The sequence below is a fragment of the Corallococcus terminator genome (assembly GCF_003611635.1).
GTDB lineage: Bacteria > Myxococcota > Myxococcia > Myxococcales > Myxococcaceae > Corallococcus > Corallococcus terminator.
This window is the reverse complement of sequence record NZ_RAVZ01000005.1, coordinates 1-23901: the sequence shown is the minus strand read 5'-3', so window position 1 is coordinate 23901 and position 23901 is coordinate 1. Positions and strand designations below refer to the sequence as shown.

At 70.4% G+C, this 23901-nt stretch carries 23 protein-coding genes; 8 read left to right on the top strand and 15 right to left on the bottom strand.

What is annotated here, in order from left to right; translation table 11 throughout:
- Window positions 1-3 precede the first annotated feature (3 nt).
- The gene (locus tag D7V88_RS01585) at window positions 4-480 is read left to right on the top strand and encodes an SRPBCC family protein (protein ID WP_244237902.1); all 477 of its coding nucleotides are present in this window, start codon (window positions 4-6) and stop codon (window positions 478-480) included.
- A gap of 258 nt (window positions 481-738) precedes the next feature.
- Here the strand turns inward: D7V88_RS01585 and D7V88_RS01580 are convergent, their stop codons facing one another.
- From D7V88_RS01580 to D7V88_RS01555, 6 genes are read right to left on the bottom strand one after another with little or no spacing between them, the layout of a single operon-like run.
- Window positions 739-1347 (bottom strand): iron-containing redox enzyme family protein, encoded by a 609-nt coding sequence (locus tag D7V88_RS01580; RefSeq protein WP_120538806.1) that lies wholly within the window; start codon window positions 1345-1347, stop codon window positions 739-741.
- A 1-nt stretch (window position 1348) separates the two neighbouring features.
- Complete coding sequence (locus D7V88_RS01575) at window positions 1349-2578, bottom strand: CapA family protein (protein ID WP_120538805.1); 1230 nt, start codon at window positions 2576-2578, stop codon at window positions 1349-1351.
- Window positions 2575-3558: a fatty acid desaturase family protein gene (locus D7V88_RS01570; RefSeq protein WP_120538804.1), complete on the bottom strand. Its 984-nt coding sequence runs from the start codon at window positions 3556-3558 to the stop codon at window positions 2575-2577. The genes D7V88_RS01575 and D7V88_RS01570 overlap by 4 nt, the downstream gene beginning before the upstream one ends.
- A gap of 6 nt (window positions 3559-3564) precedes the next feature.
- Window positions 3565-4176 carry a methyltransferase family protein gene (locus tag D7V88_RS01565; RefSeq protein ID WP_120538803.1) on the bottom strand — a complete coding sequence of 204 codons (612 nt, stop codon included), beginning with the start codon at window positions 4174-4176 and terminating at the stop codon, window positions 3565-3567.
- Window positions 4173-5447 (bottom strand): condensation domain-containing protein, encoded by a 1275-nt coding sequence (locus tag D7V88_RS01560; protein WP_120538802.1) that lies wholly within the window; start codon window positions 5445-5447, stop codon window positions 4173-4175. Before D7V88_RS01560 ends, D7V88_RS01565 begins: the two co-directional genes overlap by 4 nt.
- Window positions 5420-6475 carry a hypothetical protein gene (locus D7V88_RS01555; RefSeq protein ID WP_147448563.1) on the bottom strand — a complete coding sequence of 352 codons (1056 nt, stop codon included), beginning with the start codon at window positions 6473-6475 and terminating at the stop codon, window positions 5420-5422. Before D7V88_RS01555 ends, D7V88_RS01560 begins: the two co-directional genes overlap by 28 nt.
- A gap of 207 nt (window positions 6476-6682) precedes the next feature.
- Here D7V88_RS01555 and D7V88_RS01550 point away from each other — a divergent pair, with 207 nt between their 5' ends.
- Window positions 6683-7489 carry a helix-turn-helix transcriptional regulator gene (locus D7V88_RS01550; protein ID WP_120538800.1) on the top strand — a complete coding sequence of 269 codons (807 nt, stop codon included), beginning with the start codon at window positions 6683-6685 and terminating at the stop codon, window positions 7487-7489.
- Between the two features lie 98 nt (window positions 7490-7587).
- On the opposite strand, the gene D7V88_RS01545 is transcribed toward D7V88_RS01550, so the two are convergent.
- From D7V88_RS01545 to D7V88_RS01540, 3 genes are all read right to left on the bottom strand, one after another.
- Window positions 7588-9114 carry a phospholipase D-like domain-containing protein gene (locus D7V88_RS01545; RefSeq protein ID WP_120538799.1) on the bottom strand — a complete coding sequence of 509 codons (1527 nt, stop codon included), beginning with the start codon at window positions 9112-9114 and terminating at the stop codon, window positions 7588-7590.
- A gap of 272 nt (window positions 9115-9386) precedes the next feature.
- Window positions 9387-9545 (bottom strand): hypothetical protein, encoded by a 159-nt coding sequence (locus D7V88_RS42845; protein ID WP_158624966.1) that lies wholly within the window; start codon window positions 9543-9545, stop codon window positions 9387-9389.
- 261 nt (window positions 9546-9806) lie between these two features.
- Window positions 9807-10436, bottom strand: coding sequence for a hypothetical protein (locus tag D7V88_RS01540; protein WP_120538798.1), 630 nt, complete (start codon window positions 10434-10436; stop codon window positions 9807-9809).
- Between the two features lie 136 nt (window positions 10437-10572).
- Here D7V88_RS01540 and D7V88_RS01535 point away from each other — a divergent pair, with 136 nt between their 5' ends.
- Window positions 10573-11838, top strand: a complete 1266-nt coding sequence (locus D7V88_RS01535; RefSeq protein WP_120538797.1) for an RNA polymerase sigma factor — start codon at window positions 10573-10575, stop codon at window positions 11836-11838.
- A 64-nt stretch (window positions 11839-11902) separates the two neighbouring features.
- On the opposite strand, the gene D7V88_RS01530 is transcribed toward D7V88_RS01535, so the two are convergent.
- The 3 genes from D7V88_RS01530 to D7V88_RS01520 form a co-directional block, all read right to left on the bottom strand.
- Window positions 11903-13360, bottom strand: a complete 1458-nt coding sequence (locus D7V88_RS01530) for a S41 family peptidase (protein WP_120538796.1) — start codon at window positions 13358-13360, stop codon at window positions 11903-11905.
- A 74-nt stretch (window positions 13361-13434) separates the two neighbouring features.
- Window positions 13435-14877: a PDZ domain-containing protein gene (locus tag D7V88_RS01525; protein ID WP_120538795.1), complete on the bottom strand. Its 1443-nt coding sequence runs from the start codon at window positions 14875-14877 to the stop codon at window positions 13435-13437.
- Window positions 14878-14911: 34 nt separating this feature from the next.
- The gene (locus D7V88_RS01520; RefSeq protein WP_244237901.1) at window positions 14912-17077 is read right to left on the bottom strand and encodes a DUF4082 domain-containing protein; all 2166 of its coding nucleotides are present in this window, start codon (window positions 17075-17077) and stop codon (window positions 14912-14914) included.
- A 517-nt stretch (window positions 17078-17594) separates the two neighbouring features.
- Between D7V88_RS01520 and D7V88_RS01515 the strand changes: the two genes are divergently transcribed.
- The 5 genes from D7V88_RS01515 to D7V88_RS01495 all read left to right on the top strand — a co-directional run bounded on the left by D7V88_RS01515 (window position 17595) and on the right by D7V88_RS01495 (window position 22596).
- Window positions 17595-18740 carry a glycosyltransferase gene (locus D7V88_RS01515; protein ID WP_158624965.1) on the top strand — a complete coding sequence of 382 codons (1146 nt, stop codon included), beginning with the start codon at window positions 17595-17597 and terminating at the stop codon, window positions 18738-18740.
- A 17-nt stretch (window positions 18741-18757) separates the two neighbouring features.
- Window positions 18758-19918 (top strand): glycosyltransferase family 4 protein, encoded by a 1161-nt coding sequence (locus tag D7V88_RS01510; RefSeq protein ID WP_158624964.1) that lies wholly within the window; start codon window positions 18758-18760, stop codon window positions 19916-19918.
- A gap of 76 nt (window positions 19919-19994) precedes the next feature.
- Window positions 19995-20750, top strand: coding sequence for a class I SAM-dependent methyltransferase (locus D7V88_RS01505; protein WP_120538791.1), 756 nt, complete (start codon window positions 19995-19997; stop codon window positions 20748-20750).
- An 89-nt stretch (window positions 20751-20839) separates the two neighbouring features.
- Window positions 20840-21931: a saccharopine dehydrogenase family protein gene (locus D7V88_RS01500; RefSeq protein ID WP_120538790.1), complete on the top strand. Its 1092-nt coding sequence runs from the start codon at window positions 20840-20842 to the stop codon at window positions 21929-21931.
- Entirely contained in the window at window positions 21931-22596 is a 666-nt protein-coding gene (locus D7V88_RS01495; RefSeq protein ID WP_120538789.1) for a TetR/AcrR family transcriptional regulator, read from the top strand. Before D7V88_RS01500 ends, D7V88_RS01495 begins: the two co-directional genes overlap by 1 nt.
- Here the strand turns inward: D7V88_RS01495 and D7V88_RS01490 are convergent.
- From D7V88_RS01490 to D7V88_RS01480, 3 genes are all read right to left on the bottom strand, one after another.
- Window positions 22591-22878, bottom strand: a complete 288-nt coding sequence (locus D7V88_RS01490; protein ID WP_120538788.1) for a hypothetical protein — start codon at window positions 22876-22878, stop codon at window positions 22591-22593. The genes D7V88_RS01495 and D7V88_RS01490 overlap by 6 nt on opposite strands.
- An 84-nt stretch (window positions 22879-22962) precedes the next feature.
- Complete coding sequence (locus D7V88_RS01485) at window positions 22963-23463, bottom strand: SRPBCC family protein (protein WP_120538787.1); 501 nt, start codon at window positions 23461-23463, stop codon at window positions 22963-22965.
- Window positions 23444-23782: an ArsR/SmtB family transcription factor gene (locus tag D7V88_RS01480; RefSeq protein ID WP_120538786.1), complete on the bottom strand. Its 339-nt coding sequence runs from the start codon at window positions 23780-23782 to the stop codon at window positions 23444-23446. The genes D7V88_RS01485 and D7V88_RS01480 overlap by 20 nt, the downstream gene beginning before the upstream one ends.
- Between the last annotated feature and the right edge of the window lie 119 nt (window positions 23783-23901).

The window sequence follows — 23901 nt, the reverse complement described above, 5'->3', positions numbered from 1 at the left end:
CCCGTGAAGAACGTCACAACGACGGAGCGGAAATCCGACCGCGAGCTCGTCGTCACGCGAACCGTCAACGGCCCGGCGCGCATCATTTTCGAGGCGTGGACCACGCCCGAGCTGCTCAAGCGGTGGTGGGCACCGAAGTCGTTTGGGATTGCCTTCATTTCCTGCGAGGCCGATGTTCGTGTCGGGGGCACGTACCGTTTCGTGTTCGGCCACCCTGCCTCGGAGCAGCCGATGGCGTTCTTCGGTAAGTACATCGAAGTGACGCCGCACTCGCGCCTCGCCTGGACGAATGAGGAAAGTGCGGAGGGGGCCGTCACCACGGTGACCTTCGAAGAGAAAGGCGGCAAGACGCGGGTCGTCGTGCACGACCTCTATCCCTCGAAGGAAGCTCTCGACGGTGCCATCGCCTCCGGGAGCACCTGTGGGATGGGCGAGACGTTCGAGCAGTTGGACGAGCTACTCGTCGCCCTGGGCGTCTAGAGCGTGTCCGCGAGCAAGACCCACGAGGTCTTGTAGGCCCTTTGAAGCGTGGTTGGGCGAGGCGCGGCGTGCGGGGTACGCGCGGTGGAAACCTTTCCTGACGCCGCGCATTCCCTCCGCCTCGCGTCTCCATCCGTCGTGCCGCTCGTCGAGCACGACGTCCGTCCGCCTTCAAGCCCTCCGGCACGTCGTTGGCCGGACGGTGACAGCCCAGACTCGGGGAGGGGCTCGACCCTGGCTGGCCTGCGGGGGCCCGGTCTATGCCTCCGCGAGCGCCCGGCGATGGATGGCCACCCAGAAGTCCGCCGCCTGGCGCGCGCCGTCCAGCAGGGGCTCGGGGCCGTGCGCACCGAGCGACTCGCAGAGCGCCTGGGCCCGCGCGCCGTGCTCCACGTCCACGTCCAGGTGCACGAGCAGGAAGCGCGCCCGCGTCCTGTCCAGGCCGAGCCGCCCCAACCCCTGGCGTGTGTCGCCCCCGAGGTGCCGCGCCACGCCCTCCAGCACGTACAGCGCGCCGAGGAACGAGAGCTGGCGCTCCGCCGGGATGCCTTCCCAGAAGGCGTGGAACGCGGAGACCTCGCGGGGCGTGGCGTCCGACGGCGTGCGCCCGAAGGCCGCGAGGTCCGCCTTCGCGAGCTGGTAGTGGGACTGCTCGTCCGCCGCGAGCTCCGCGAAGAAGGCCTTCAGCTCGGGGCGCGTGGCGCGCTCGGCCGCGAGCCGCAGCCGGTCTCCACTGCGCAGCGTGTAGTGGTACATCATGTCCAGGAAGGCCACGTACCGCTCGGGCGTCACGGCCGGCAGCCAGCCCGCGACCTGCCGGGCCATGCCCACGGTGAGTGCCTCCAACTGCTCCCGCATCGACGCCATCTCAGTCCCTCCGGGTTGAAATCAGTCCGCCCAGGGTGCGCCACGCGTGCGCGAGGTGCGGCGCCGCGCGCTCCAGGCCCAGCTCGTCCACCGCCACGACCCCCGCGTCCAGGAAGCCCTCGCCGCCCAGGCCCCGCCCGCACGCCGTGGGCACCGCGCGCACGTCCACGGGGCGCAGGGAGCCCCCCGCGTCCCGCGCGAGCGCGAGCTTCAGCACCGCGCCCGTCTGGCACGCCCGCGTGGGCATGATGCTCAGGAAGTTGCCGAGCGAGTACGCGATGAGCCCCACTCGCGGCGGCCCTCCCCGGCGCACCTGCGCGGGGCACGTGGGGTCCCCGCCGTCGATGGAGACCAGCTCCACGGGCTGCAGCACGTGCGGCGAGGAGCCCAGGAGGATGTCCGCCCCGCGCTCGATGAGGCGGTAGGCGTGCTCGCGCTGGAGGGACTCGGGCCAGTACTCGTACTCGAAGCCCCAGTGCGGCATGAGCACCACGAGGTCCGGCCCCACCGCGCGCGCCGCGTCAATGAGGGCGCCCAGCCGCTCCCAGTCGGGCGCATGCAGCGGGCTGCCCAGGCGCGTCACCGGAACGCCCCCGGGCGGCGCCCCCGCGAGGTGGTTGATGTCATACGTCACCGCGGCGATGCCCAGGCGCACCCCGGCCACCTCCAGGCCCGCCACCGCGTCCTCCGCCCGGGGGCCTCCGACGCAGCGGTGCTCCGGGCGGGCCAGCACGCTCTGGCGCGTGCGCTCCAGCCCTTGCGCGCCCTGGTCCAGCGCGTGGTTGTTGCACAGCGAGAACACGCGGTGGCGCGCGGTGCCCTCCCACGCGTCCAGGTAGCCCGGCGGCGCGTTGTAGTGGAGCGTCTCGTAGACGCGCCGGGGCACGGGCCGCGTCGGGTCCACGGGCGTCTCCAGGTTGGCGAAGGCCACGTGCGCGTCCGCCATCAGCGCGCGCACGCCCGGGGAGAGGGCCTCGCGGAAGCCGCTGCGAATCCACATCACATCGCCCACGGCGCACAGGTTGAGCGCCGCGGGCGCGTCGGGCTTCCAGCTCCCGGAGGCGAGGTGCCGGGCGACGCGCGCGAAGTGCTCGACGTCCTCGGTGCGGCGCGGCTCGGGGACGTGCAGGAGGCTCTTGGCGATGTAGCGCAGGTTGAGGTCCCAGCGGGACAGCGGCCAGCGGCCGTCCTCGTAGCGGATGTCCGCGTACAGCTTGCGCAGGGCGTTCATGGGCGCTTTCGTTCCAGGGTGACGAGCCGCACGTCCTCGTCCACGACGGTGGGCCCGGCGAGCAGCGCGCGTCCCATGACGTCGAGGTAGCTGTCGAAGACGGGGGCGCCGCGCGCGAGCAGCCCGGGGCGCAGGTGGGTGTGCAGCCTCGCGAGGTTGTAGCCGGGCACGCGCGGATAGAGGTGGTGGTCCAGGTGGTAGTTGAGCCCGTTCCAGAGGAAGGTGACGAGCCGCGTGCCGCGCACCGTCGTCGCGGTGTGGAAGCGGTCCCCGCGCCACGTGTTGGCATAGTGGTCCGCGATGGACTTGAGGCCGTTGAGGGGGCTGGCGAAGAGCACCGGCAGCAGCCAGCACTCCACCGCGCCGGGGACGAGCCCGTGCCGCGACAGCAGCCAGAAGAGCCCCGCGTAGAAGCCCGCGTAGCAGAGCAGCACCGCGCCATGGCGGCGCAATCGCGCGCGGCAGAAGTGCTGCAGCGGATAGAGGACGTTGAAGTAGATGAGGCTCAGCGGGATGCCGAGCAGCACGGTGGCGTAGAAGAGCGCGCACAGCCCGAGCGAGCGGCGGCCCGCGTTGTAGGCGTCAGGGTCCTTCTGCGTCCGGTTCCAGCGGTGGTGCGCGAGGTGGTCATGGCGCATGGGCTCGTAGGCGATGCCCACGAGCAGGCTGAGCGCGTTGCCGAAGAGGCGGTTCTGCCACGGCCTCGGGAAGAGAGTGTCGTGCCACGCGTCGTGGTCGAGCTGGATGAGCCCCATCACCGCCCCACCCGCCAGCATCCACAGCGGCAGCTTCACCCAGACGCTGCCCGCGTGGGCAATGGCCACGGCCGCCGCGACCCAGACACCCAGGTGCAGTGCCGCCATGCCCACCGCGCGCGGAGGACGGATGCGGAGCAACTCCACCAGCTCGGCGCGGGAGAGGCCGGGCTCCGGGGGTGCGGCACCGGGCGAATCAGCGGGACGAAAGAGGGCTGGCTGCATGGCGCGTCAGAAGTAGCGAGGTGCGCGCTGGCAATAGCGCGCGTAGGGCTCACCGAGGCGGTCCGCGAGGAACCGCTCCTCCTGGAGCACCAGTTGATGGAAGAGCCCCCCGAGCGCCGCACAGGCGCCCAGCGTCACCACGGACGGAGCCCAGAGCGAAGCCCCTACGAGGTACAGGTAGGAGAACACGTAGATGGGGTTGCGCGAGTAGCGGTGGAGTCCCCCCTCGTGCAACTCGGGCCGGGCCTCCCCCGCGTCCACGCCGATGCGGAACGCCGGGCCCATCCCATACTGGGCCCACAGCATGCCCATGAGCCCCACGACACCGAGCACCCAACCCGCGAGCGGAGGAATCGGCAGCAGCGGCCGTCCCCAGGGCATGGCGGACCACGCGGGCCAGAACGCGGCCGCGAGCACGGAGCCGGCCCAGAGCAGCGAGACGCCACAGATGCGCCGCGTGACGCGCGTGTGCGCGGAATCCGCCGCCGCGCTCCGGTAGGCCAGCGGGCTGCGCCCGAAGCGCAGGCGGTAGACGAGGCTGGAGCCCAGGTGCCCCGCGAGCACGTGCAGGCAGATGAAGCCCAGGTACACCCCGGGCGCCTCGCGCAGCCCCATCATGGCGCGAGCACCTCCGCCCGCAGGCCGAAGCCCGAGGACGCCCACCCGGCGACGCGCTCCGTGAAGTCGCGCAACTCCTCGCGCGTCCAGAGGCCCTCGAAGGCCGCCGTGCTGATGTTGAGCGTGTCCGCGAACGACAGGCCGGTGGCGCCCCAGGTTGCCGTGTGGCTGCGCATGGAGCGGATGCGCAGCGGCGCCTGCGTGAAGTGCTTGTCCAGCCGTCCCAGGTAGGTGGCGACGAGCGTGTTCGTCCGGGGCTCGGCGATGAGTCCGGGACGCGCGTTCTTGCGCAGCACCCGCGCCGGTGCGAGCCGGGCCACCGCCATGCACTCCAGCGCCGTCGTCCAGTGCACGCCCTCATCGAGCACCCGCTGCACTTCGGAGCGGAGGAAGCGGGCAAGCTCGCGCGGGGCCTCCAGCCGGGCGCGGACCTCCTTCAGGGAGAACTCAATCGGCACCGTGGAGCAGCCATTGCCCAGCGTCCGCCCGAGCCCCAGCATCCGCCGCAGGTCCACCGGCATGCGCAGGCGGATGAGTCCGTCCGCCGGGGACTCTCGCAGCGCCACGCCCGCGAGCAGCGCGCAGAAGAAGACCTCCGACGCCTGGAGGTCCGTGTCGCCCTGGGGAAGCGTGAGCCGCGCCGTGGCCGATAGCGCGTGTCCGGCGGTGTCCCCACTTCGGCGCAGCCCCATTCCCCGCTGCGCCAGGAGCCGCCGGCGCGGACTCGTGAGCCCCAGCACCACGCCCGGCTGGCGCAGCGCCGCGAGCAGCACCTTGCCATCCGTGAGCGTCGAGGGCTCCAGCGGGCGCGACTCCGACCCGCGTCCCGCGCAGAGCAACCACAGCCGCTCCAGCAGGTGCGCCAGCGCCTTCGCGTCCCCGATGGCGTGGTGCAACTGGATGCCCAGCAGCCAGGGCCCCTGGGCCGCGTCCACCATGGGATGCAAGTGCAGCCGCAGCGGCACGTCGCGCGTGAGGTCCACCCGCGTGTTGATGATTCGCGCTACGGCGTCGGGCTCGGACAGGGGCTCCGCGCCTTGCACCAGGGCCGCGTCCACCTCCGCGTCCCCGCGCACGGCGGGCACCCATGCGCGGCGCGCGTCGTTCCAGGCCACGTTGAGGCGCTCGCTCTCCCGCACCAGCGCGCGCAGCCCCCGGTGCAGGAGCGCCACGTCGGGCCTGTCCTCCAGCCGCAGCAGCACCGTGGCCCAGATGGTGGCGACCTCGCCGTCCAGCCGTGCCATCACCGTGTCCACGAAGTTCGCGCGCATCGCTCCCTCCATCCCGCGAAGAGTTCCCGGGCCCGCGCGCCGTCCAGCCGGGCGCGGCTCACGACTTCGCACGCGGCCCTCGGGTCCGCCACGTATTGGAAGACGAGTTCATCCGGCTCGCGCTGGTGGAGGCGGATGCCCGTCGGAAGAAAGCCGGCCGCGAGGAGCACCGGCGTCCCCTCGGCCACCCGCTGGGGCTCGCCCATGGGCAGGTGGATGAGGTCCACGCGTGCCCGCTCCGACGTGAGCGCCGGGGTGCCCTCCGCGCTGAATCCCACGAGGCCCCGCCGCTCCAGACGCAGCGACGCGTTCCAGTCGAGCGGACGCAGCACGGCGCCCTGCCTCCATGCCCGGCGCTCCAGCGGCGTGAAGGCCACCGACTCCGCGAGCCCCACCCCGGCCAGGATGGACGCGAGCCACTCCCCCCACGGGCCCTCGGGCAGGTAGCGCCGGCGTGGCGGCGGGGGCGCGAGCACCGTCGTCATCGCCAGTGCCTGCATGGGCACGCCCGAGCCCTCCTCCACGCCAATCACCGTCTCGCCCCGCGTGTAGTTGACGACGAGGCCCATGGGCCTCGCCCGCATGAAGCGCGAGGCGTAGCGCTGCGCCATGACGTGCAGCGTGGAGGTGTTCTGGTGCAGGAAGCCCACCCAGCGCCCGAGCCGCTCCAGCAGCGAGCCCCACAGCGCCTCGTGCTCGGCGCGGCCCATGAGGGTGCGGCGGCTCGGCAGCGCCACGGAGAGCCCCGAGTCCAGCGAGTCCCGCCCCGGCTTGCTCCACAGGCCCGTGTGCCACAGCAGCGCCCCCCGCGCGTCGAACTCGCCGAGGCTCAGCAGCGCCCCGTCCTTCCAGAGCTGCACGGCTCCGCCGGGCTCGTAGAGGAGCGGGTAGGAATACGTCTCCGCGTAGCGCGCGTGAAGCAGCTCGCGCAAGGCCGGCTCATCGGGCGCGGCCAGCCAGCGCGTGTGCTCGCTGGGGTTGGCGGCGCGAAGGTCGTCCATCAGGGAAACAGCTCGGTCCCGGCCCATGTGCGTTAGCAATGCATCCTTGAGGCCAGCCGGGAAGGCCCCGCTCCCGCCCGGACGCAACCTCGCTCGCCCAGCCTTTCGTGCAGCGCCTGGCACACGGGTGTGAAGCCCCCTGCACAGCCGAGGCGCCTCCGGCCGGGTTCGGGCGAGGCGTGCTCCTGCGACCGTTTCTCCGGAGCCCTGACGCTTGTTATCGTACGGCTGAACATGCGCAAGTCGCGACCCTCAATTGCAGACTACCGTGCGGTGTCGCAGTTTGTTGGCGCGCTCGGCGAGATCTCCAGCGCCGACCACCGACCCGACGCTTCCCTCCGCCACCTGACGGAGTCCACGGGCGCGCTCATCGGTGCGGGTGTGCTGTGGTGGAGTATCGTGGGCGATCCGCCGCCGCCGTCGCGCGATAACGCCGCCATCATCACCCACTCGTACGTCCACGGAGTCGACGAGAGCACGCTCCTGCGCTGGCAAAGGGCCTACCTTGTCGAATCCGGGTATCGCCAGCACCCGATGTGGGGCCCCTTCGCCCGGGGCGCCGGTCGCTTGCGGAGCGCGTGTCGCGAGGAGCTGGTCTCCGACCAGGAGTGGTACTCGCACCCGCACGTCGCGGAATGGGGGCGCGGGCTGGGCTACGACGACATCCTCGTGAGCGCCGTACCGCTCGGCGCCGGAGCCGCGGCCTATTTCGTGGCGGTGCGCCCTTGGGGCGAGAGGCGCTTTGGCCAGCGCGAGCGCGAACTGCTCGAGTTGATGTTCCGGAGCGCGTCGTGGTGCTACCGGAACTGGCTGGAGCCGGAGCATGATGCACAGGGGGGCCTGCGCCTGGGCGGTGTCCGAAGCCGCTTGCCGCCGCGCCACCGCTCCATCCTCGAACAGCTCCTCACCGGGCGCGGCGAGAAGCAGATCGCCGCGTCCACCGGCTTGAGCCTGCGCACGACGCACAAGTACATCGAGCACGTCTATCGCGCCTTCGCGGTGTCGAGCCGCGCCGAGCTGATGGCACTCTGGATCAGGTAGGTTCAGCTCCACCCGATTCCACCTGAGCGGCGCGGGTCCTCCAGCGCCGCTGGCAGGTCGGCCCCGTCGCGGGGCCGGTTTCCGCCCGGTCAGCTCTCCTACCAGGTCAAATCAGCGAGCTTCGCGTCCGTGCGGACGCCGTGTCGGCTCGCGTGGTTGTAGTAACCCTCCATCACCATGTCTGTGACTGAAGGGGGGAACTCCCCGATCACACCGAATTCTTGAAGTGCGGCCTGTCCGATACCCTGTACGTAGGGATAGCAATTGTCCGAACCGACGTGGCATATCTTGTCGTCCAGAATCCAGAACTTGGCGTGATTGTCTTTTTTTGCCCCGTCGCGCCACGCTTCCCGGCCGTCGCTGAAGGCGATGGTCTTGAGGAAGACGCGCTCGTTCAGGATCTTCAGGGCGTCGTTCTTGGACGTTTGGAACTGGGCGTTCATCCGCTGCGACAGCAGGTTCAAGATCGTCTGCAGCTTGACGCCGTGACCATAGCCGTGGGCGCCATCGGTCGGCGCCGACAAGATGATCTCCAGTGTAGCGCTGGCGTTCCTATGCAGGAATTCCGCGAAATTGTCGATGAGGGGCAGGATGAACCAGGAGCCGCCACATCCAATCAGATCGAAAGGATAGTCCCTCGGCCTCCAGGTCTTGAAATCGACGGCGCTCATGTGAGGCGAGCCGAGGTCCTGCAGTGACATCTTGCAGCTTTGCTTCGCCTGCTTCAGGCCCTCGACGAGGGCGATCATCATGGCGCCTTCGAGGACCCGGGGATCGGTGTAGACCCCCCATCCGGGGCTCGCCACCCAGAGTGCCGGGAAACGGTTGGAGGCATCGGCCGCGGGTGAGGCATCGGCCGCGACGGCCTCAAATGACTCGCTGCGAGGTGGCGGCGCGCTTTCATCGATCTCCAAGTCCGGGTTGAGGTGGTTGGAGTAGGTCGCGCCGGCCAGGGGGCGCCGATTGTTGGCGCGGACGAAGTTCCACAGGGCGTCAGCGAACCGGTGGCCGCCCCTCGCGATGCCCCCGTCGAAGCGCATGGAGATGTCGAAGACAGGGTTCCTTGCGAGATAGTGGCTGTCCCACATGTTGTGGCCGCCGGTGATGAGCACGCCGCCGTCGATGGCGATGAGCTTGGCGTGGTTCCAGGACGCCGACTCCCAGCGGAATTGCGCCAGGTACACGTTCAACCGCGAAGCTCGCGGCTCCGCCTGACGGATTCGGTCCGCCAGTTGCTTGAGCATCATCCACGTGTGCAGATTGGGGCCGCCGGCCTGGCGCCCTAGCAGGAACCGAACGGTCACGGGACGCCCTGACATGGCAAGGGCAATCAAACCGTCCTCGACGTTCTTACGGAAGTCCCCTGTCGGTTCGTCCATCGTGACGATGTCGATGGAGTGCGTCGCCTTCTCGATGCAGGCCTTCATGGCCCGGGCCGGCTGAGACGAGTGTCCTCGGTCGGGAAACTCGTGATTGGACGTGGTCCACCAACCGTGTGGCGTGTCGAAAAGGTATTCCTCCCAACCGCCGACAAAGGTGTCGCCGGCCTGGCCGAACAAACGATCACTGAATTGCGGCAGGCGAGACTTCAAGGTCGCATGAAGGTGCGCGACGGTAAGCGGCATGGGGCTCCACTCCTTTATTCGTGGCAAGGGTGCTGGGTTGCAGCGCTCGATTCAGAGCGGCGCGAGGATCCCTCTTCGGTGGAGCCTCGGACAGGTAGCTGAACGGCTACCTGGTAAGCCCCCGCCCGGGCCCGTCGCGAGCGACGTTGACGAAGAGGTTCGGCGAGTGCGTGCTGGGTGAGTCGGCACCAGCGCGGCCAACGTGTCGCAGGACTTGCGCATGTCGCACGGGCGCGCGTACGCGTACACCCACAGCCTGCGCGTGGCGCCCATCATCCCCTGAGCCCCTTCAGCAGTTGCACCACCTGCACCACGCCGAGGCCCTCCACCCGCACGCCATCAGGCCCGTGCACCACCAGCGCTCCCCTGGCCACCTCCTCGCCTTTCACCGCTACCCGGTGGAAGGCCGCGGTGCTTGTCTCCGGCGACACTCGCGCCGGCCGTCCGCGTCGCACAGGCCCTCCCTGTCGTCCCCACCCCGCTGAGCCTCCACCTCCTGCTTCAGCTTCGCTGCCAGCTCCTTCGAATCCATGGCCACGCGCTCCTCCTGCTTCGAATCGAGCGCTCACCTCCGCACGTCATCCATGGAAGTGCTCCTTGTTGGGTAGGTACGGCGGCAAGGAGCGTAGAAAATCCGGGTGGGCGGCCTTGCCCGCTCCGCCTTGCGTGGAAGGCGGAGCGGGCTTGCAGGATCATGGGGTCGGGAAGGCCAGCGTGAGCGTCGACGGGCCCGAGATCGAGGTCAGTCCGCCAGGGGCGTTGCAGGCCTGGTTGCCCTGCGCGTTGACGTAGGTGGTGGCCTTCACCGCGACGGCGCCCTTGAACCGCCCCGAGACCACCGTGCCGGTCCGGGTGGCCACGGTGTTGCCCTGCCCGGGCTCCAGGGTGATTTGATTGAACTGCACCGTCGTGAACTTGTCGGCGCCGTCGCTCCAGTAGAAGGTTTCCTGCAGGCCGCTGCCCAGATTGAGCGCGCCCCCGCAGGAGGCGTTCGGGATCGCCACGTCGCCCGAGCCGCTGCCCGCCGCCAGCGTCAAGGGCAACCCGATGAGGTTGAGGCACAGGGAGTAGCTGGAGTTGGTCTGGCTCGTGACGTTCTGGGGCGTGTTCGTCAGCCCGGGATTGTAGGTGATGGTGCTGGAGCCCGTGAGGCACGCGACGGCCAGGGTGGTGGGAATCACGGAGGCCCGGGACCGCGCTTCCGGCGTGGGGGCGGCCTGGGCCACGGGCGCCACCAGCAAGGAGAAGACGGCGAGGCCGGCCAGCGGCGCGGCGCGGCGGACACCCGCGGTGCGAGGGGACTTCGAAGAGGACAGGGACATGGTGGACTCCGAATGAGAGGACTGCGGTGGAAGCCAACAGTCCTTCCCGTGGCCCGTGTCCCCCATTGTTCCCGGAGGCGAACGATGGGACCCCTGGGGGCTTGCACCGGAGGGCAGAGGTGATTGAGTCCGCCGCGTGACGGCTTCCAATGCACAGGCCGCGGTCCACGCGGTCTGGAGAATCGAGTCCGCCCGGCTCATCGCCGGCCTCGCGCGCATGGTGCGCGACGTGGGGCAGGCGGAGGAACTGGCGCAGGACGCGCTCGTGGCGGCGCTGGAGAAGTGGCCGGTGTCGGGCGTGCCGGACAACCCCGGCGCCTGGCTCATGGCCACCGCGAAGAGACGCGCCATCGACGAGATGCGCCGGCACAAGCTGCTGGCGCGCAAGCACGAGGAGCTGGGACACGGGCTGGAAGAGGCCGAAGTGCCCGACCTGGACGCGGCGCTCGACGACGACGTGGGGGATGACCTCCTGCGCCTCGTCTTCACCTCCTGCCATCCGGTGCTGTCCCCGGAGGCGCGCGTGGCGCTCACGCTGCGGCTCTTGGGGGGGCTCACGACGGAGGAGATCGCCCGCGCGTTCCTCGTCCCGGAGCCGACGGTCGCCCAGCGCATCGTGCGCGCCAAGCGGACCCTGGCGGAGAAGCACGTCCCCTTCGAAGTGCCCCGGGGCGAGGAGCTGGCGGCGCGGCTGGCCTCCGTGCTGGAGGTCATCTACCTGGTCTTCAACGAGGGCTATTCGGCGACCGCCGGAGATGACTGGATGCGCCCGGAGCTGTGCGCGGACGCGCTCCGCCTGGGCCGCATCCTCGCGGAACTGGTGCCACAGGAGGCGGAGGTGCACGGGCTGGTGGCGCTGATGGAGATTCAAGCGTCGCGGGCGCGCGCTCGGGTGGGGCCCTCAGGGGCGCCCGTGCTGCTCCTGGAGCAGAACCGAGCGCTGTGGGATCAGCTCCTCATCCGCCGGGGCCTCACGGCGTTGGAGCGAGCGCAGAAGCTGGGCGGCGAGCAGGGCCCCTACGCGGTGCAGGCCGCCATTGCCGCCTGTCATGCGCGGGCGCGCACGGCGGACGCGACGGACTGGCCTCGCATCGCGGCGCTCTATGCCGTGCTCGCGCGCCTCGTGCCGTCGCCCGTGGTGGAGCTGAACCGCGCGGTCGCGCTCGGGATGGCGTTCGGTCCCGCCGCGGGACTCGAACTCGTGGATCAGCTCACATCCGAGCCCGCGCTCAAGCACTACCACCTGCTGCCGAGCGTGCGCGGCGACCTGCTCCAGAAGCTGGGGCGCCTGAAGGAGGCCCGGGCGGAGTTCGAGCGCGCGGCGTCGCTCACGCGCAATGTCCGCGAACAGGAGCTGTTGCTGGCGCGCGCCGAGGCCTGCTCCCGGCCGCTTCCTTCGTAGGGAACTCCGAGCGGCTCGACGCCTGACGGTGGCCCCACGTTCTTCGCGCGGGGCCGACCGGGGCTCACCGGCGGCGGTGGCACATGATGGAGAGCGACTCGCCGGTGCCCTTCATCCGGTAGCTGATGGAGTGGCCCTCATGGTTGTAGGCGGACTCGACCTCGGGTTGCGCCTCCAGCCAGGCCACCGAGCCATCAGGGTCGTCACAGGCGCTTTTGCGCTCCTGGGTGAGCCGGGCGGAGATCTCCATCAAGCTCCTGGTGGCCGCCACCCGGGCCTGGTCCTTCTTCGTCTCAAGCTCCGGGGTGCTGATGGCCACCTGCTCCGCGCTGGTGAGCCGGGTGCTGCCGTCGGCGAACTTCAGCTCGGCGGCCAGGTGCACGGTGCGCACCATCGTCGTGTCGAGCGTCGCCTGCATCGGCACCCCGCGCGCGTCCGGGGGCACCGGGTACGTGGCGAAGCGGCGGCTCACCTGTCCTTGGGCATCCACCTGCACCAGGGTGACGGAGGCGGCCTTGGGGAAGAGCGTGGACAGCAGCACCTCCATCTCCGGCACGGCCTGCTCGCCCACGAGGTAGGTGTATTTGCCCCGGTTGGCCAGCAGTTCGAGTTCGCCCGAGCGCCCCACGGGCAGCGGCTGCTCACACGTCAGCGCCATCTTCACGGGGAGGGACTTCTTGAGGGCGGGGTCCTCCTCACAGGACAGCGTCGCGGCAACGGAGGCCGTGAGCTCCTTGCGTCCCTGGGCGCACGCCTTCGTGACGTCCTGGAGCGACCAGAGCGGCAGGTCCACCGTGGAGTCATCGAAGGGGCGTCGCGAGCCATGCTCGACCTTGAGTGTGAGGGGAAGGCCGGGGCCGGCCTTGCGCAGCTCGAGCTTCCCCTTGCCCAGGGGACAGGCCGACTTCATGACGAACCGGGGATGGACCCACTGCCCCGTGAACCCGCCCCCGTCCATCACCCGCAACTGGCCCTGCGTCACCCAGGCCGCCGTGTCCTCCTGCTGGAGTTCGAGCGACGGCGCCTCCGGGAAGGTGGGCTCTCCGTTCATCACCTGCGCCAGACGGATGTGATAGCGCTGCATCTGCATCACGGTCAGTCGCCGGACCTGCTCGTCGGGAAGGGGAACGACGGGAAACTCCACCCGGGGCGCCCGGTCCGTGCGCTTGAGCGTGAAGGTCTGCTCCGGCTTCTTGCCCTGGGGCGCCACGGTGAAGATGAGCGGCTCATCCCAGGTGGGCGTGAGCGCGGCCTGGAGGTCCTCCTGGCTCAGCTTGGTGAGGGAGCCCATGCTGAAGACACGCATCGGAGCTCCGATGCGCTCAAGGCGCATCTGGGGCTTCACCCCCTCGCGGGACGCCGGACTTCCTGGCACCACCTTCGTGACGACCACCGCTTCGCCATCGGAGCTGACGGAGAGCCCGACGGGCTCCACGGTGACGGTGAACGGCGCGGCGGCGAGCAGCCACGTCGTGGTGAACAGGGAGGCGGCGGCGCTCAACAGGAGGGAGGCGGCAGGCATCCCGCCAGCATACCCGCCGTCCCATCCTTCCCATACTCCAGGCACGGCTCCAGGAGCGGAGGCTCCCGTTCGCGCTACTGCGGATGGCAGTCGAAGAGGATGAGGATGGAGCCCTTCACCTTGTAGCTGAAGTGGTGGCCGCCCTTGTCCCCGGAGGCGGACTCGATTTCGGGCTGCTTCTGGAGCCACGCCACCGTGGCGGGGACGTTGGCGCAGGGGGACTTCCACTCCTTGTCGAACCGGGAGGTGAAGGCATGCAGCCGCTCTCCGCCCGCTTCCTCCTCCTTCTGCCGCGCCGCCACGAACTCCGGGGTGATGATGGGCACTTGCTGCGCGGGCGTCCGCCGGGTGCTGCCGTCGGGGAACTTCAGCTCGGCGGCCAGCCGCACGGTGCGCGGGGCCGACGTGTCGAGCGTCACTTCCGTCTTCAGCTCTTCGGTGCCTACGGGCACCGGCAGCGTGATGATGCGGCGCAGCTCCTGTCCCCGTTCGTCCACCTCCACCACCGTGACGGATTCGACCTGGGGGACCTCCGTGTCGAGCCGCATCACCTCCACCGTCACCACCGCCTTCGTGCCCACCAGGAACTCCTCCTCGCCCCGGACGGCCATCAGGTCGAGTTCATCCGAGACGCCTTCCTCGGGCGTCTGGTTGCACGTCAGGGCGAGCTTCACGGGGAGGGACTTCTGGAGGACGGGCTCGTCCTGGCAGGACAGCCGGGCACGGAGCGTCGCCGTGAGTTCCTTGCGTCCCTGGGCGCAGGCCTTCGTGACGTCCCGGAGCGACCACAGCGGCAGGTCGAAGTCGAACTGCTTCCAGGGGTTCGTCTCCCCGGGCTCGGGCTTGAGCGTCCGGGGAAGGCCGGGGCCGGGGCCGCTCAGCTCGACCTGGTCGATGCGGCCGGGACAGTTCGAATCCAACTGGAGCTGGGGATGCACCCACAGCCCGGTGCGCCCGCCTCCCGTCATGCCCTGGAACTGGCCCTTCTTCACCCAGGCGCGGGCCTCGTGGTGGAGCGTGAGCGAGGGCTCGTCCCCGGGGTCGCGGCTGCGCAGCGGGAGTCGCGCTCCGTACATCGCCTGCTGCGTCAGCGTCAGGCGCTCCAGCTTCTTCAGGGGCAGGGGGCCCGGGGGAAACTCCTGCGCGGGCCGTGGGTCGTCGCGCTGCACCGTGACGTAGTGGCCTTGCTGGGGCGTCTCCCCCATTTCGAGGATGAGCGGTTCGTCCCAGGTGGGCATGAGCGCGTCGCGCAGGTCCACCCGGCCCAGCTTCGCGAGGGAGCCCTGGGCGAACGTGCGCACGGGACTCACGATGCGCTGGATGCGCATCCCCGGCTCCAGGCCCGCCTGGGCCGCCGGGCGACCGGGGACCACGCGGGTGATGGACACCCCCGCGCGGTCGGAGCGGACGGAGAACCCGACGGGCTCCACGGCGACGGTGAACGGCGCGGCGGCGAGCAGCCACGTCGTGGTGAACAGGGACGTCGCGGCGCTCAACAGGAGGCAGACGGCGGGCATCCTCCCAGCATACCCGCCGTCCCGTCCGTCACGCTCAGGGGCGCGGCGACAGCTCGATGTTGTCGAGGTTCGTGTCCCAGCCGTTGGACGTGGAGATGGTGAACACGGTGCAGGGCTGCGTCCAGTTGGTCACCACGTGGGTCACCTGGCCCGCCGTCAGGGGGAAGGTGCGGGTCGGCAGGTCGAGGCAGGCGAGCGTGAGCGTCGCGCCCGTGTCCCAGGTGAAGGCGTCCATGCCGATGACGCGGCGCTGGCCGTTCACGGACAGCCGCCCCTGGGTGAGGCCGCCGCCGTTGAAGGAGACGCTCTTCGTGGTGAACCCGCCCCAGGGCGACGCGATGTACCAGTCGCTCTGGATGAAGTGGAGCGGACCGTGCAGGCCGGTGATGACCTCATCCTGTCCGGGGAAGGTGTCGAAGGTGATGAGGTTGGTGGACGGGCCCACCGGGATGGCCAGGGTGCTGGTGTTGTTGCCCGGCACGGAGTCCGTCTGCGCGGCGGACACGGTGGCCACGCTCTGGAACGTTCCGGAGGACATGGGGAAGGCCGTCACCGGAATCGTGACGCTCGCGCCCGCCGCCAGGCTGGGAATCGTGCACTGCAGGTCGCTGCCGAACGAGCAGCCGCCGTTGCTGGCCGGGGTCGCGCTGTAGAAGAAGTAGTTGAGGCCGGTGGGGATGGGCACGTCGAGCACGATGCCGGTGGCCGTCTGCGTGCCGTTGTTCGTCACGGTGACGTCGTAGAACATCATGTCGCCGTTGGCGCCCGTGCCCGCGGGGAAGGACTGGCTCACGGCCAGGTCCACCGGGGCCTGCGTCCCGGTCGTGGCGGGGACGAAGGTGACGTCCACCCAGAAGTTGGTGTTGAGCCAGGCCTCCGTGGGGAAGGCGCTGCCGTTGAGGTTGCGCACGCCGTTGCCGCTGGCCGCCACGGTGGACGGCGCGTGCAGGGGCGGCACGTCCACGCCCGCGGTGTTGAAGTAGTACGGCGTGATGGCGTAGCGACCCCCGGTGGCGAAGTACGACACGACGTAGGTCGTGTTGGCGGTGAGGCTCACCGGCGTGGCGAACGTCAGCTCGCGCCAGCCGAAGCCGCTCTCCGCGGGCGTCTGCTCGGTGGTGGCCAGCAGCGTGCCGGTGGCGCTCCACAGGTGGCCCACGTGCGGCCCGTTGTCGGTGCTGCCCTTGTAGTAGCGCACCTTCGTCACCGTGCCCGCCACGTCCGTCCGGAACTTCACGCCCACCTCGGTGGGGGTGGCGTCGGCGTTCTCGTACTGCGGGTTGCCCGTCGCGGTGCTCCACAGGCTGCACGGGTTGCACGCGGTGTTGGCCAGCGTGGTGGCGGTGACGGTCGCGGAGGCCGGGCCCACGTTGCCGGCGGCGTCCCGGCCGCGCACGGTGTACGCGTACGCGGTGGCGGGCGTCAGGCCGGCGTCGCGGTAGCGCAGGGTGGTGCCGGGAAGCTCCGCGATGAGATTGCCGCCCCGGTACACCAGGTGCGCGCGCGCATTGCCCTGCATCTCGCCGCTGCCGTCCACGGAGGCGTACCAGGTCAGGTCGATGGCGGTGGGCGAACTGGGCGCCGCCGTGACGTTGGTGGGCGCGCGCGGGGGCGTGGTGTCGTTGGGCTGGAAGGCCACGTCCACCCAGTAGTTGCTGGCCTGGTAGCTGTCCGTCGGGAAGCCGCTGGCGCCGTAGCGGTACAGGCCGTTGCCAGCGCCCGCCACGTTCGCCGCCGCGTGCAGGGGCGGCGCCGCCAGCGCGGACGCGAAGCCGTTGTCCGTCACCGCGTAGTGTCCCGCGGGCGCGTGGTACGAGACGACGTAGTTCGTGTCCGCGGCGATGGTGACCGGCGTGGCGAAGCGCGCCTCCTGCCAGCCGGAGGCCGTCTCACCCTGGAACGTCACGGTGCCCAGCAGTGAGCCGGAAGCGGACCACAGGCTGCCGGTGTGCGTGCCCGTGTTGCCCGCGCCCTTGTAGAAGCGCACGCCCATGATGCGACCGGGCGCATCGCTGCGGAATCGCACGCCCAGCTCCACCGCGGCGCTGTCGTTCGCGGCCGCCACGGCCGGCAGCGCGGAGTCGCCGAAGAGGGCGCGCTCCCCCGTCAGCAGCGGCTGTACGGATTCGGGGGTGTCTTGTGTTTCCGGAAGCGTGGGCTCCGCGGGAGAACAGCCCGCGAATGCCCACGTGAAACCCACTGCGCATGTCGTGACCCAGCGTGATGCCAGTCGAAGCACGTCGGACTCCCTTGAAGGTGAAGACAGGCGGTGGTTCTCACATCGCCTGTTCGGGAGTCGAGCCTTTCACGCGAAGGTGACATGATTGTGTTTCAGTGCGCGTGGAGGATGGTGGTGGCGCGGCATGTCCATCCGTTGGGGGCGCGTGCTGTCCGTTGCCGGCGGAGCGCAGCGGGTTTGCAAGGACGTCCCGCCGTTTGTTTCCGGGGCGCCCCTTTCGCGCAACCGGCAGCCGGGACGGTCTCGTGGCGGCGGCCCCGGAGCTGTCGGACAGGGCGTGTGCGCCCGGCAGCGCCGGATGCCCTTTCGTACGCGGGACGTGTTTCCCGGTGGCACGTCATGCATCCATCCGGACGGAGCTTCCGTAGCCCGCCGCGAATCTCCGTGGGCGAAAGCTTCCACTGCCCGACATCCACCGGAACGCGCGCCCGTCGCGGGGGTTGTTGGCCCTGGGCGCGTGCCTAGCTTGGCCGCGTCCATGAAGAACGAACTGCACCCGGCGGCGGCGGCGCGTCCCACGCGCGTGGCTCATGTGATGTACGGCCTGGAGATGGGCGGGCTGGAACAACTGGTGGTCCGCCTGTCCGAGCATGGCCGCTCCCGGGGCATCGACTCCGTGGTGCTGGCCCTGGGGCCGGATGGCCCGGTGCGCGAGCTGCTCCAGCGGGCCAACATCCCCACCGTGTGGCTGGGGGGGCTGGCGGGCATGACGCCCACGGCGATCCGCCGGCTGGCGCAGGAGGTGGACGCCTTTGGCGCGGACGTGGTGCACGGCCACGACGTGGGCCCCTGGCTCAACGCTGTCGCCACCCGGACGTTGCGTCCGCGCACGCCCGTGCTGGGCACCTTCCATCAGACGGTGGAACCGCAGGGCAAGCTGCGCCCCGCGGCCATGGCCGCCGCCGTCTTCACCCAGTCGCTGGTGGCGTGCGGCAGTGAAGTGCGCGCCAGCCTGGAGCGCTGGAGCCCGAAGCTGCTCTCGCGCGTGGTCACCATCGAGAACGGCGTGCCGCTCACCGTGTCCACGGGCGCCGAAGCCCGCCGGGACGCGCGCGAGCGCCTGGGCCTTCCCCAGGACGCCACCGTGGTGGGCTACCTGGGACGCCTGTCCGAGGAGAAGGGCCCGGACCTGCTCGTGGACGCCTTCCTGGGCCACTTCGCTCGGGAGCCGAACACGCACCTGGTGATGATTGGCCCCGGCCCGATGGAGGCTTCGCTGCGAGCGCGCGCCGCCGCGTCGCCGCTCGCCGGACGGGTGCACTTCACGGGCGCCCTGCTGGACGCGAGCAAGCTGCTGCCCGCCTTCGATGTCTACGTGCAGCCCTCCCGTCGCGAGGGTCGCTCGCTGTCGCTGCTGGAGGCGATGGCGGCGGGGCTGCCCACGGTTTCGCACACCGTCCCGGCCATCCGGGAGGTGCACCGCGATGGCCAGACGGCGCTCCTGGTGCCCACCGGTGACGTGGTGGCGCTCGCGGACGCGGTGAAGCGGCTGACCCACGACGCGGAGCTGGGTGCGCGCCTGGGCGCGGCGGCGAAGCTCGAGTCCCAGCGCTATTCGCTCGCCAACATGGTGGATGCGTACGCGAAGCTCTACCGGGGCGCCGCCGCGCACGCCCAGGCGTGAGCGCGGGAGGTGCACGGGTGCCGCACTCCACCATCCTCCATGTGCGCAGCACGTGCGGCCTGTATGGCGCCGAGCGCGCGTTGCTGTCGCTGGCGGGAGCGACGCCGTCGCCCTGGCGGGCGCAGGTGTGCAGCCTGGTGTCCCCGGGCCGGGCGGATGTCCTTTCGGGCGCCGCGCGTGAGCAGGGATTGGACGCCCTGACGCTGGAAGTGCCTGGACGGTTCAGCGCGATGGCCGTGGCCACGCTCGCCTCGGAGGTCCGCCGTCGCGGCGTGGGCGTGGTGCACGCGCACGACTACAAGTCCCTCACCCTGGCCGCCGCCGCGAGCACCCTGTCGGGCGTGCCGCTGGTGGCCACCTACCACGGGGACACGGGCGCCACGCCCGCGTTGGTCGCCTACGAGGGACTGGCGCGCGTGCTGGGCAACTGCACCACCGCGGTGGCGGCGGTGTCCCGGGAATTGGCCACGCGCCTGCGCCGGTACGTCCACCGCTCGCCGGTGGTCTACATCCCCAACGCGCTGCCGCTCGCGAAGGCCTGCACGCATGAGGAACGCCTGCGCGCGCGCGAGGTGCTGGGCCTGGCGCCCGACGTGTCGGTGATCGCGCTGGTGGGACGCCTGTCGGTGGAGAAGGGACCCCAGGTGCTCTTCGATGCCCTGCGCATCCTGGCCCGGACCCCCGGCGCCACGGTGCCCACGCTGCTGCTCGTGGGGGATGGCCCCTTGAGGCAGTCCCTGGAGGCCCAGGCGCAGGGGCTGCCGGTGCACTTCCTGGGGTTTCGTTCGGACGTGCGGGAGGTGTACGCGGCGACGGACGCGGTGGTGATGCCGTCCCTCCGGGAAGGCATGCCGCTGGTCGCGCTGGAGGCGATGGCGGCGGGGCGTCCGTTGATCGCCTCCGGTGTCGGTGAGCTGCCCCATGTGCTGGGCACGGGGCGCGGCCTAGTGGTGCCGCCCGGTGACGCGGGCACGCTGGCCTCCGCGCTCGCGGGGTTGCTGGCGGCGCCCGGTTGGCGCGAGCGGATGGCCGGCGCCGCGCGCGAATACGTGGTGACGCACCATGCGCCGGAGCGGATGGCGGAGCGCTATGTCGAAGCGCTCTACCTCCCGGCGCTGGAGGCCCCCGCCGCGCACACGGTGATGGGGGAGGGGAATCCTCCGCGCATGAGCGTGTAGAGTCCGCGGGTTCCGGACGAGCGACGCCCCGGGGGCAGTGGGGGCGTGGCCGTCCCACCAGGAGAGCGGGCCTCCCATGGGAATCACGATGTCGCAGCACGAATACGCCACGGCGTTCCGCCTGCTCACGGTCGGCGCCCGGCATCCCCAGAACATCGCGAAGCTCGTCGAGGAGCGACTCCTCCCCGGACTGCCGGCGCAGCCCGCGCTGCTCGACGTGGGCGCGGGGTCGGGCAAGGTGGCCGAAAGGCTGGCACCGCACTTCGGTTCGCTCACCCTGCTGGAGCCCAATCCGGAGCAGATCGCCGGGTTCCACCATCCAAAGGCGAAAATCCACCACGAGTCCCTGGCCCGCTTCGAATCACAAGACAGGTATGAACTCGTCGTGTGTTCGCACGTCCTGTACCACGTGCCTGTCGCTGAATGGGGCGCGTTCATCGACACGCTGCTCTCGTTCGTGCGTCCCGGGGGAACGTGTCTCATCGCCATGGCCGCGGGCAGGGGACCGACCTATGAGCTGTGCAGGGACTTCTCGGAGACGTTGCTCTTCAGCGAGGCCGTGATCGCCGAAGTCCAGCGGATGCGATTGCCGCACGAGGTGTTCGCGACGATGAGCGGGTTCGTCGCCCAGAGCTTCGAGGAGATGTACACGCTCTGCCGCTTCCTCGTGCTCGAAGGCTGCTTCACCGCGGCGCAGCTCGCCGCCCTGGACGCGGCCCAGGTGCGTGAACTCGATGCGAAGATTCGCATGCACGCCGAACGCTGCCGTGGCGCGGACGGGGTGTACCGCCTGGAGCAGGACGAGGACCTCATCCTCATCTCCCGGGCGTGAAGTCGATTGTCGTGAAGAATTAGGTCATATGACCTATATCTGTCCCCGTGGGGCACGGCAAGCGGCCGTGCCCGAACGTGGGAGTCGTCATGGGAGCCGAAGGCCGCGTCGTGTTGGTGGGGGGCTATGGGGTGGTGGGCGCCCAGCTCGCCGGGCTCCTGCGGGAGCGTCACCCGGACCTGCCGCTGCTCATCGCCGGGCGCAGGGAAGAACCGGCCCGGGAGCTGGCCGCGCGGCTGGGCGGGGCGGAGGGCGTCGCGCTGGAGGTCCGCACACCCGGTGCGTTGGCGGCGCTGGGGGGACGGCCCCGGGCGGTGCTGTCGCTGGTCAACGACCCGGACGATGTCCTGCTGATGGCGGCGTCGGGTGACGGCGTGCCCGTGTTGGACATCACCCGGTGGACCTCCCGGATGATGGCCACGGTGCTGCGGCTGTCCGGGGCGCCGCCGCGCGCGCCGGTGCTGCTCGGCTCCGCGTGGATGGCGGGGCTGGTGCCGCGCCTCGTGGCCCTGGCGGCGGGAAGGGTGGGGCGCCTGGAGCGCGTGGAGGTGGCCATCCGCTTCGCGCTCGCGGATCAAGCCGGGCCGGACTCCCTGGAGTACATGGACCGGCTGGGCCTGTCCTTCGAGGTGACGGAGGACGGCCGCGAGCGGCAGGTGCAGCCGCTGACGGACGGCCGGCGGGTGACGTTCTCCGACGGCCGGGCCACCCGGGTCTTCCGGCTGGACACGCCTGAACAGGCGACGCTGCCCCGGGTGCTGGGCGCGCGCACGGTGGCGACGCGGCTGGGCTTCGACTCGGGCTCCGCGACCTGGACGCTGGTCGTGCTCCAGCGGCTCGGCATCCTGCGGCTGCTCCAGCACCCCCGCTGGACGGCGCTGCGCCGGACGCTGCTCACCGGCAGCAACACGGGAGGCGAAGCCGCGTGGGTGGCGGACGTGGAGGGCGAACGGGGCCATGTCCGCATCGAAGTGGTGGACCCCAAGGGACAGGCCCACCTCACCGCGGTCGGAGCGCTGTTGGGCGCCGAGCGGCTCCTGGGGCTGGATGGAGCGCCGCCGCCGCCCGCGGGCGTGTGGTTCCCGGAGCACGAACCCCGCCCCGAAGAGACGCTGGCCACGCTGCGCGCCTGCGGCGTCGAGGTCCGCATCGACGAGTCCCTGGCGCGCGAGGTGGCGTGATGCCGCGCCGCGCGAGCAAGAAGGTCGCCGGGGAGCTTCCCTCGTCCAACCCCCGCGAGGGCACGGCGGTGCACGCCAAGGGCACCGAGCGCGTGGGCCACATCCTCGACGCGGCCATGGATGTCCTGGTCCAGGACGGCTACGCGGGGCTCAGCCTGCGGGGCGTGGCCCAGCGCGCGGGCGTGAGCCTGGGCAACCTCCAGTACTACTTCCCCACGAAGCAGGACGTGGTGCGCGCGCTGCTGGCGCGCTACCTGGAGCAGGCCCTCCAGCGGGTCCATGCACGGGTGGAGGGTGGAGGCGGTGAACCGGCGCAGCGGCTCCGGCACGCCGTGGACGCCGTGCTGGAGGATCAGGACTCACCCCAGGCCTGCCAGTTCTTCGCGGAGCTGTGGGCGCTGGCCGCGAGGGACGCCATGGTGGCGGACGCGCTCGCGGTCTTCTACGCCGGCTACCGCGCGGGTGTGGTGGAGCTGCTGCGACAGCTCTGCCCCGACCTCACGCCCGCGCGCCGGGAGCGGCGCGCGGCGTTGCTGGTCGCCTTCTTCGAAGGACTGTCCCTTTTTCGGGGCGGCGGAAATCTGCGCGCCGCCTCGGTGCCGGGATTGGAGCAGGAACTGCGGGTGCTGCTGGAGCAGGTGTTGCTGCCCCAGCCGGCGCTATAGCCGGACGCCGTTGCAGTACGGCTGCCCGTTCGGCTGCGACCAGCAGGTGCCGGAGGAACACGTGCCGGTGGGGCTGCACTTGGGACGACACAGCCCTTCACCGGAGCCATTGCTCAACCAGGCACAGGTCGTCGTGGAGTTCGGGCAATCGCCGGTGCCCGTCTCGCACGCGAGGCCCTGCTGGCTTTCACCGAACGTCTCACTGTTCGCGTCAACGGCTTCCGGACCGCAAGCGGTGAGTCCAACGGTGCACAGGACCACGAAACACAGGGAACGCAGCATGCGAGCCTCCAGGGGCCAGGTGAGGAGGCCTGGATCCTACAGAGAATCCACGCCGGGTGAAGGGCCCCTGTCCAAGCTCGCCACTCAGGTAAGCGACGCGACGAGCTCGTCGAGCTGATCCATCGTCTCGCGCAGGCCGTGCTCCATGCCGGACGACAGCGCGCCTTCGCGCGCTTCCTTCGACGGATACACCTCATGCGACACGAGGTGCGTCTTGCCGTCACGCTCCTCGAAGGTGACGGTCACCTGCACCGCCGCGTCCGGGAACGGTTCGAAGATCTGCGTGTAGGCCAGCCGCGTGTGCGGCGTGATTTCAGAATAGGTGCCGTAGAAGCTGAACTCGTTGCCGTCGTGCTTCAGGTGGTAGCGGTAGGCGCCGCCGACGCGGACGTCCGCCTGGCAGTCCACGAATTCGACACAGCGGGACTGGGGCGCCCACCAGCGCTTCACGAACTCAGGCTTCGTCCACGCGTCGAACACGATGCGCGCCGGGGCCCGGAACGTCCGCGAGATGATGACCTCCCGGTCGGACTTCAGCTCCAGGGTGGTGACGCTCCTCGGGGTCTCACTTCTTGCTTCGGCCATGGGGCTTCTCCTCTTGCTGGAGCTCCTCCAGGAGCTCGTCCATTGCCTCGAAGCGCGCATCCCAGAGCTGGTGGTAGCGCTCGAGCCATTCGTGAAGTTCGCGCAGCGGTTGCGCGCGCAGCTCGTAGAGGCGCTGCTGCGCCCGCGGCTGCACGTCGACGAGCCCCGCCTCCTTCAAGACCCGCAGGTGCTTCGACACCTGGGGCTGATGGAGCCGCAGCCGTTCGCCAATGTCGTTCACCGCGCGAGGCCCGGAGCGCAACAGCTCCACGATGCGGAAACGGTGGGGGTCGGACAGCGCGGCGAACGTCTCGATCATGGTTCATATATTCCTCACGAGGTATATTCTCGTCAAGGAATATAATGCTTCGCCAGGGTGCCCCCTGGGGGAGGGCTCCGGTCCAGCCTGCGTGGGAAGGGGGCGATAGCGTGAAGGGG

Bases quoted from the DNA above. Each gene is read 5' to 3' on its own strand.
- D7V88_RS01580 (WP_120538806.1), bottom strand. From the start codon at position 1,347: ATGGCGTCGATGCGGGAGCAGTTGGAGGCACTCACCGTGGGCATGGCC.
- D7V88_RS01575 (WP_120538805.1), bottom strand. From the start codon at position 2,578: ATGAACGCCCTGCGCAAGCTGTACGCGGACATCCGCTACGAGGACGGC.
- D7V88_RS01570 (WP_120538804.1), bottom strand. From the start codon at position 3,558: ATGCAGCCAGCCCTCTTTCGTCCCGCTGATTCGCCCGGTGCCGCACCC.
- D7V88_RS01565 (WP_120538803.1), bottom strand. From the start codon at position 4,176: ATGATGGGGCTGCGCGAGGCGCCCGGGGTGTACCTGGGCTTCATCTGC.
- D7V88_RS01560 (WP_120538802.1), bottom strand. From the start codon at position 5,447: ATGCGCGCGAACTTCGTGGACACGGTGATGGCACGGCTGGACGGCGAG.
- D7V88_RS01555 (WP_147448563.1), bottom strand. From the start codon at position 6,475: ATGGGCCGGGACCGAGCTGTTTCCCTGATGGACGACCTTCGCGCCGCC.
- D7V88_RS01550 (WP_120538800.1), top strand. From the start codon at position 6,683: ATGCGCAAGTCGCGACCCTCAATTGCAGACTACCGTGCGGTGTCGCAG.
- D7V88_RS01545 (WP_120538799.1), bottom strand. From the start codon at position 9,114: ATGCCGCTTACCGTCGCGCACCTTCATGCGACCTTGAAGTCTCGCCTG.
- D7V88_RS01540 (WP_120538798.1), bottom strand. From the start codon at position 10,436: ATGTCCCTGTCCTCTTCGAAGTCCCCTCGCACCGCGGGTGTCCGCCGC.
- D7V88_RS01530 (WP_120538796.1), bottom strand. From the start codon at position 13,360: ATGCCTGCCGCCTCCCTCCTGTTGAGCGCCGCCGCCTCCCTGTTCACC.
- D7V88_RS01525 (WP_120538795.1), bottom strand. From the start codon at position 14,877: ATGCCCGCCGTCTGCCTCCTGTTGAGCGCCGCGACGTCCCTGTTCACC.
- D7V88_RS01515 (WP_158624965.1), top strand. From the start codon at position 17,595: ATGAAGAACGAACTGCACCCGGCGGCGGCGGCGCGTCCCACGCGCGTG.
- D7V88_RS01505 (WP_120538791.1), top strand. From the start codon at position 19,995: ATGGGAATCACGATGTCGCAGCACGAATACGCCACGGCGTTCCGCCTG.
- D7V88_RS01500 (WP_120538790.1), top strand. From the start codon at position 20,840: ATGGGAGCCGAAGGCCGCGTCGTGTTGGTGGGGGGCTATGGGGTGGTG.
- D7V88_RS01495 (WP_120538789.1), top strand. From the start codon at position 21,931: ATGCCGCGCCGCGCGAGCAAGAAGGTCGCCGGGGAGCTTCCCTCGTCC.
- D7V88_RS01490 (WP_120538788.1), bottom strand. From the start codon at position 22,878: ATGCTGCGTTCCCTGTGTTTCGTGGTCCTGTGCACCGTTGGACTCACC.
- D7V88_RS01485 (WP_120538787.1), bottom strand. From the start codon at position 23,463: ATGGCCGAAGCAAGAAGTGAGACCCCGAGGAGCGTCACCACCCTGGAG.
- D7V88_RS01480 (WP_120538786.1), bottom strand. From the start codon at position 23,782: ATGATCGAGACGTTCGCCGCGCTGTCCGACCCCCACCGTTTCCGCATC.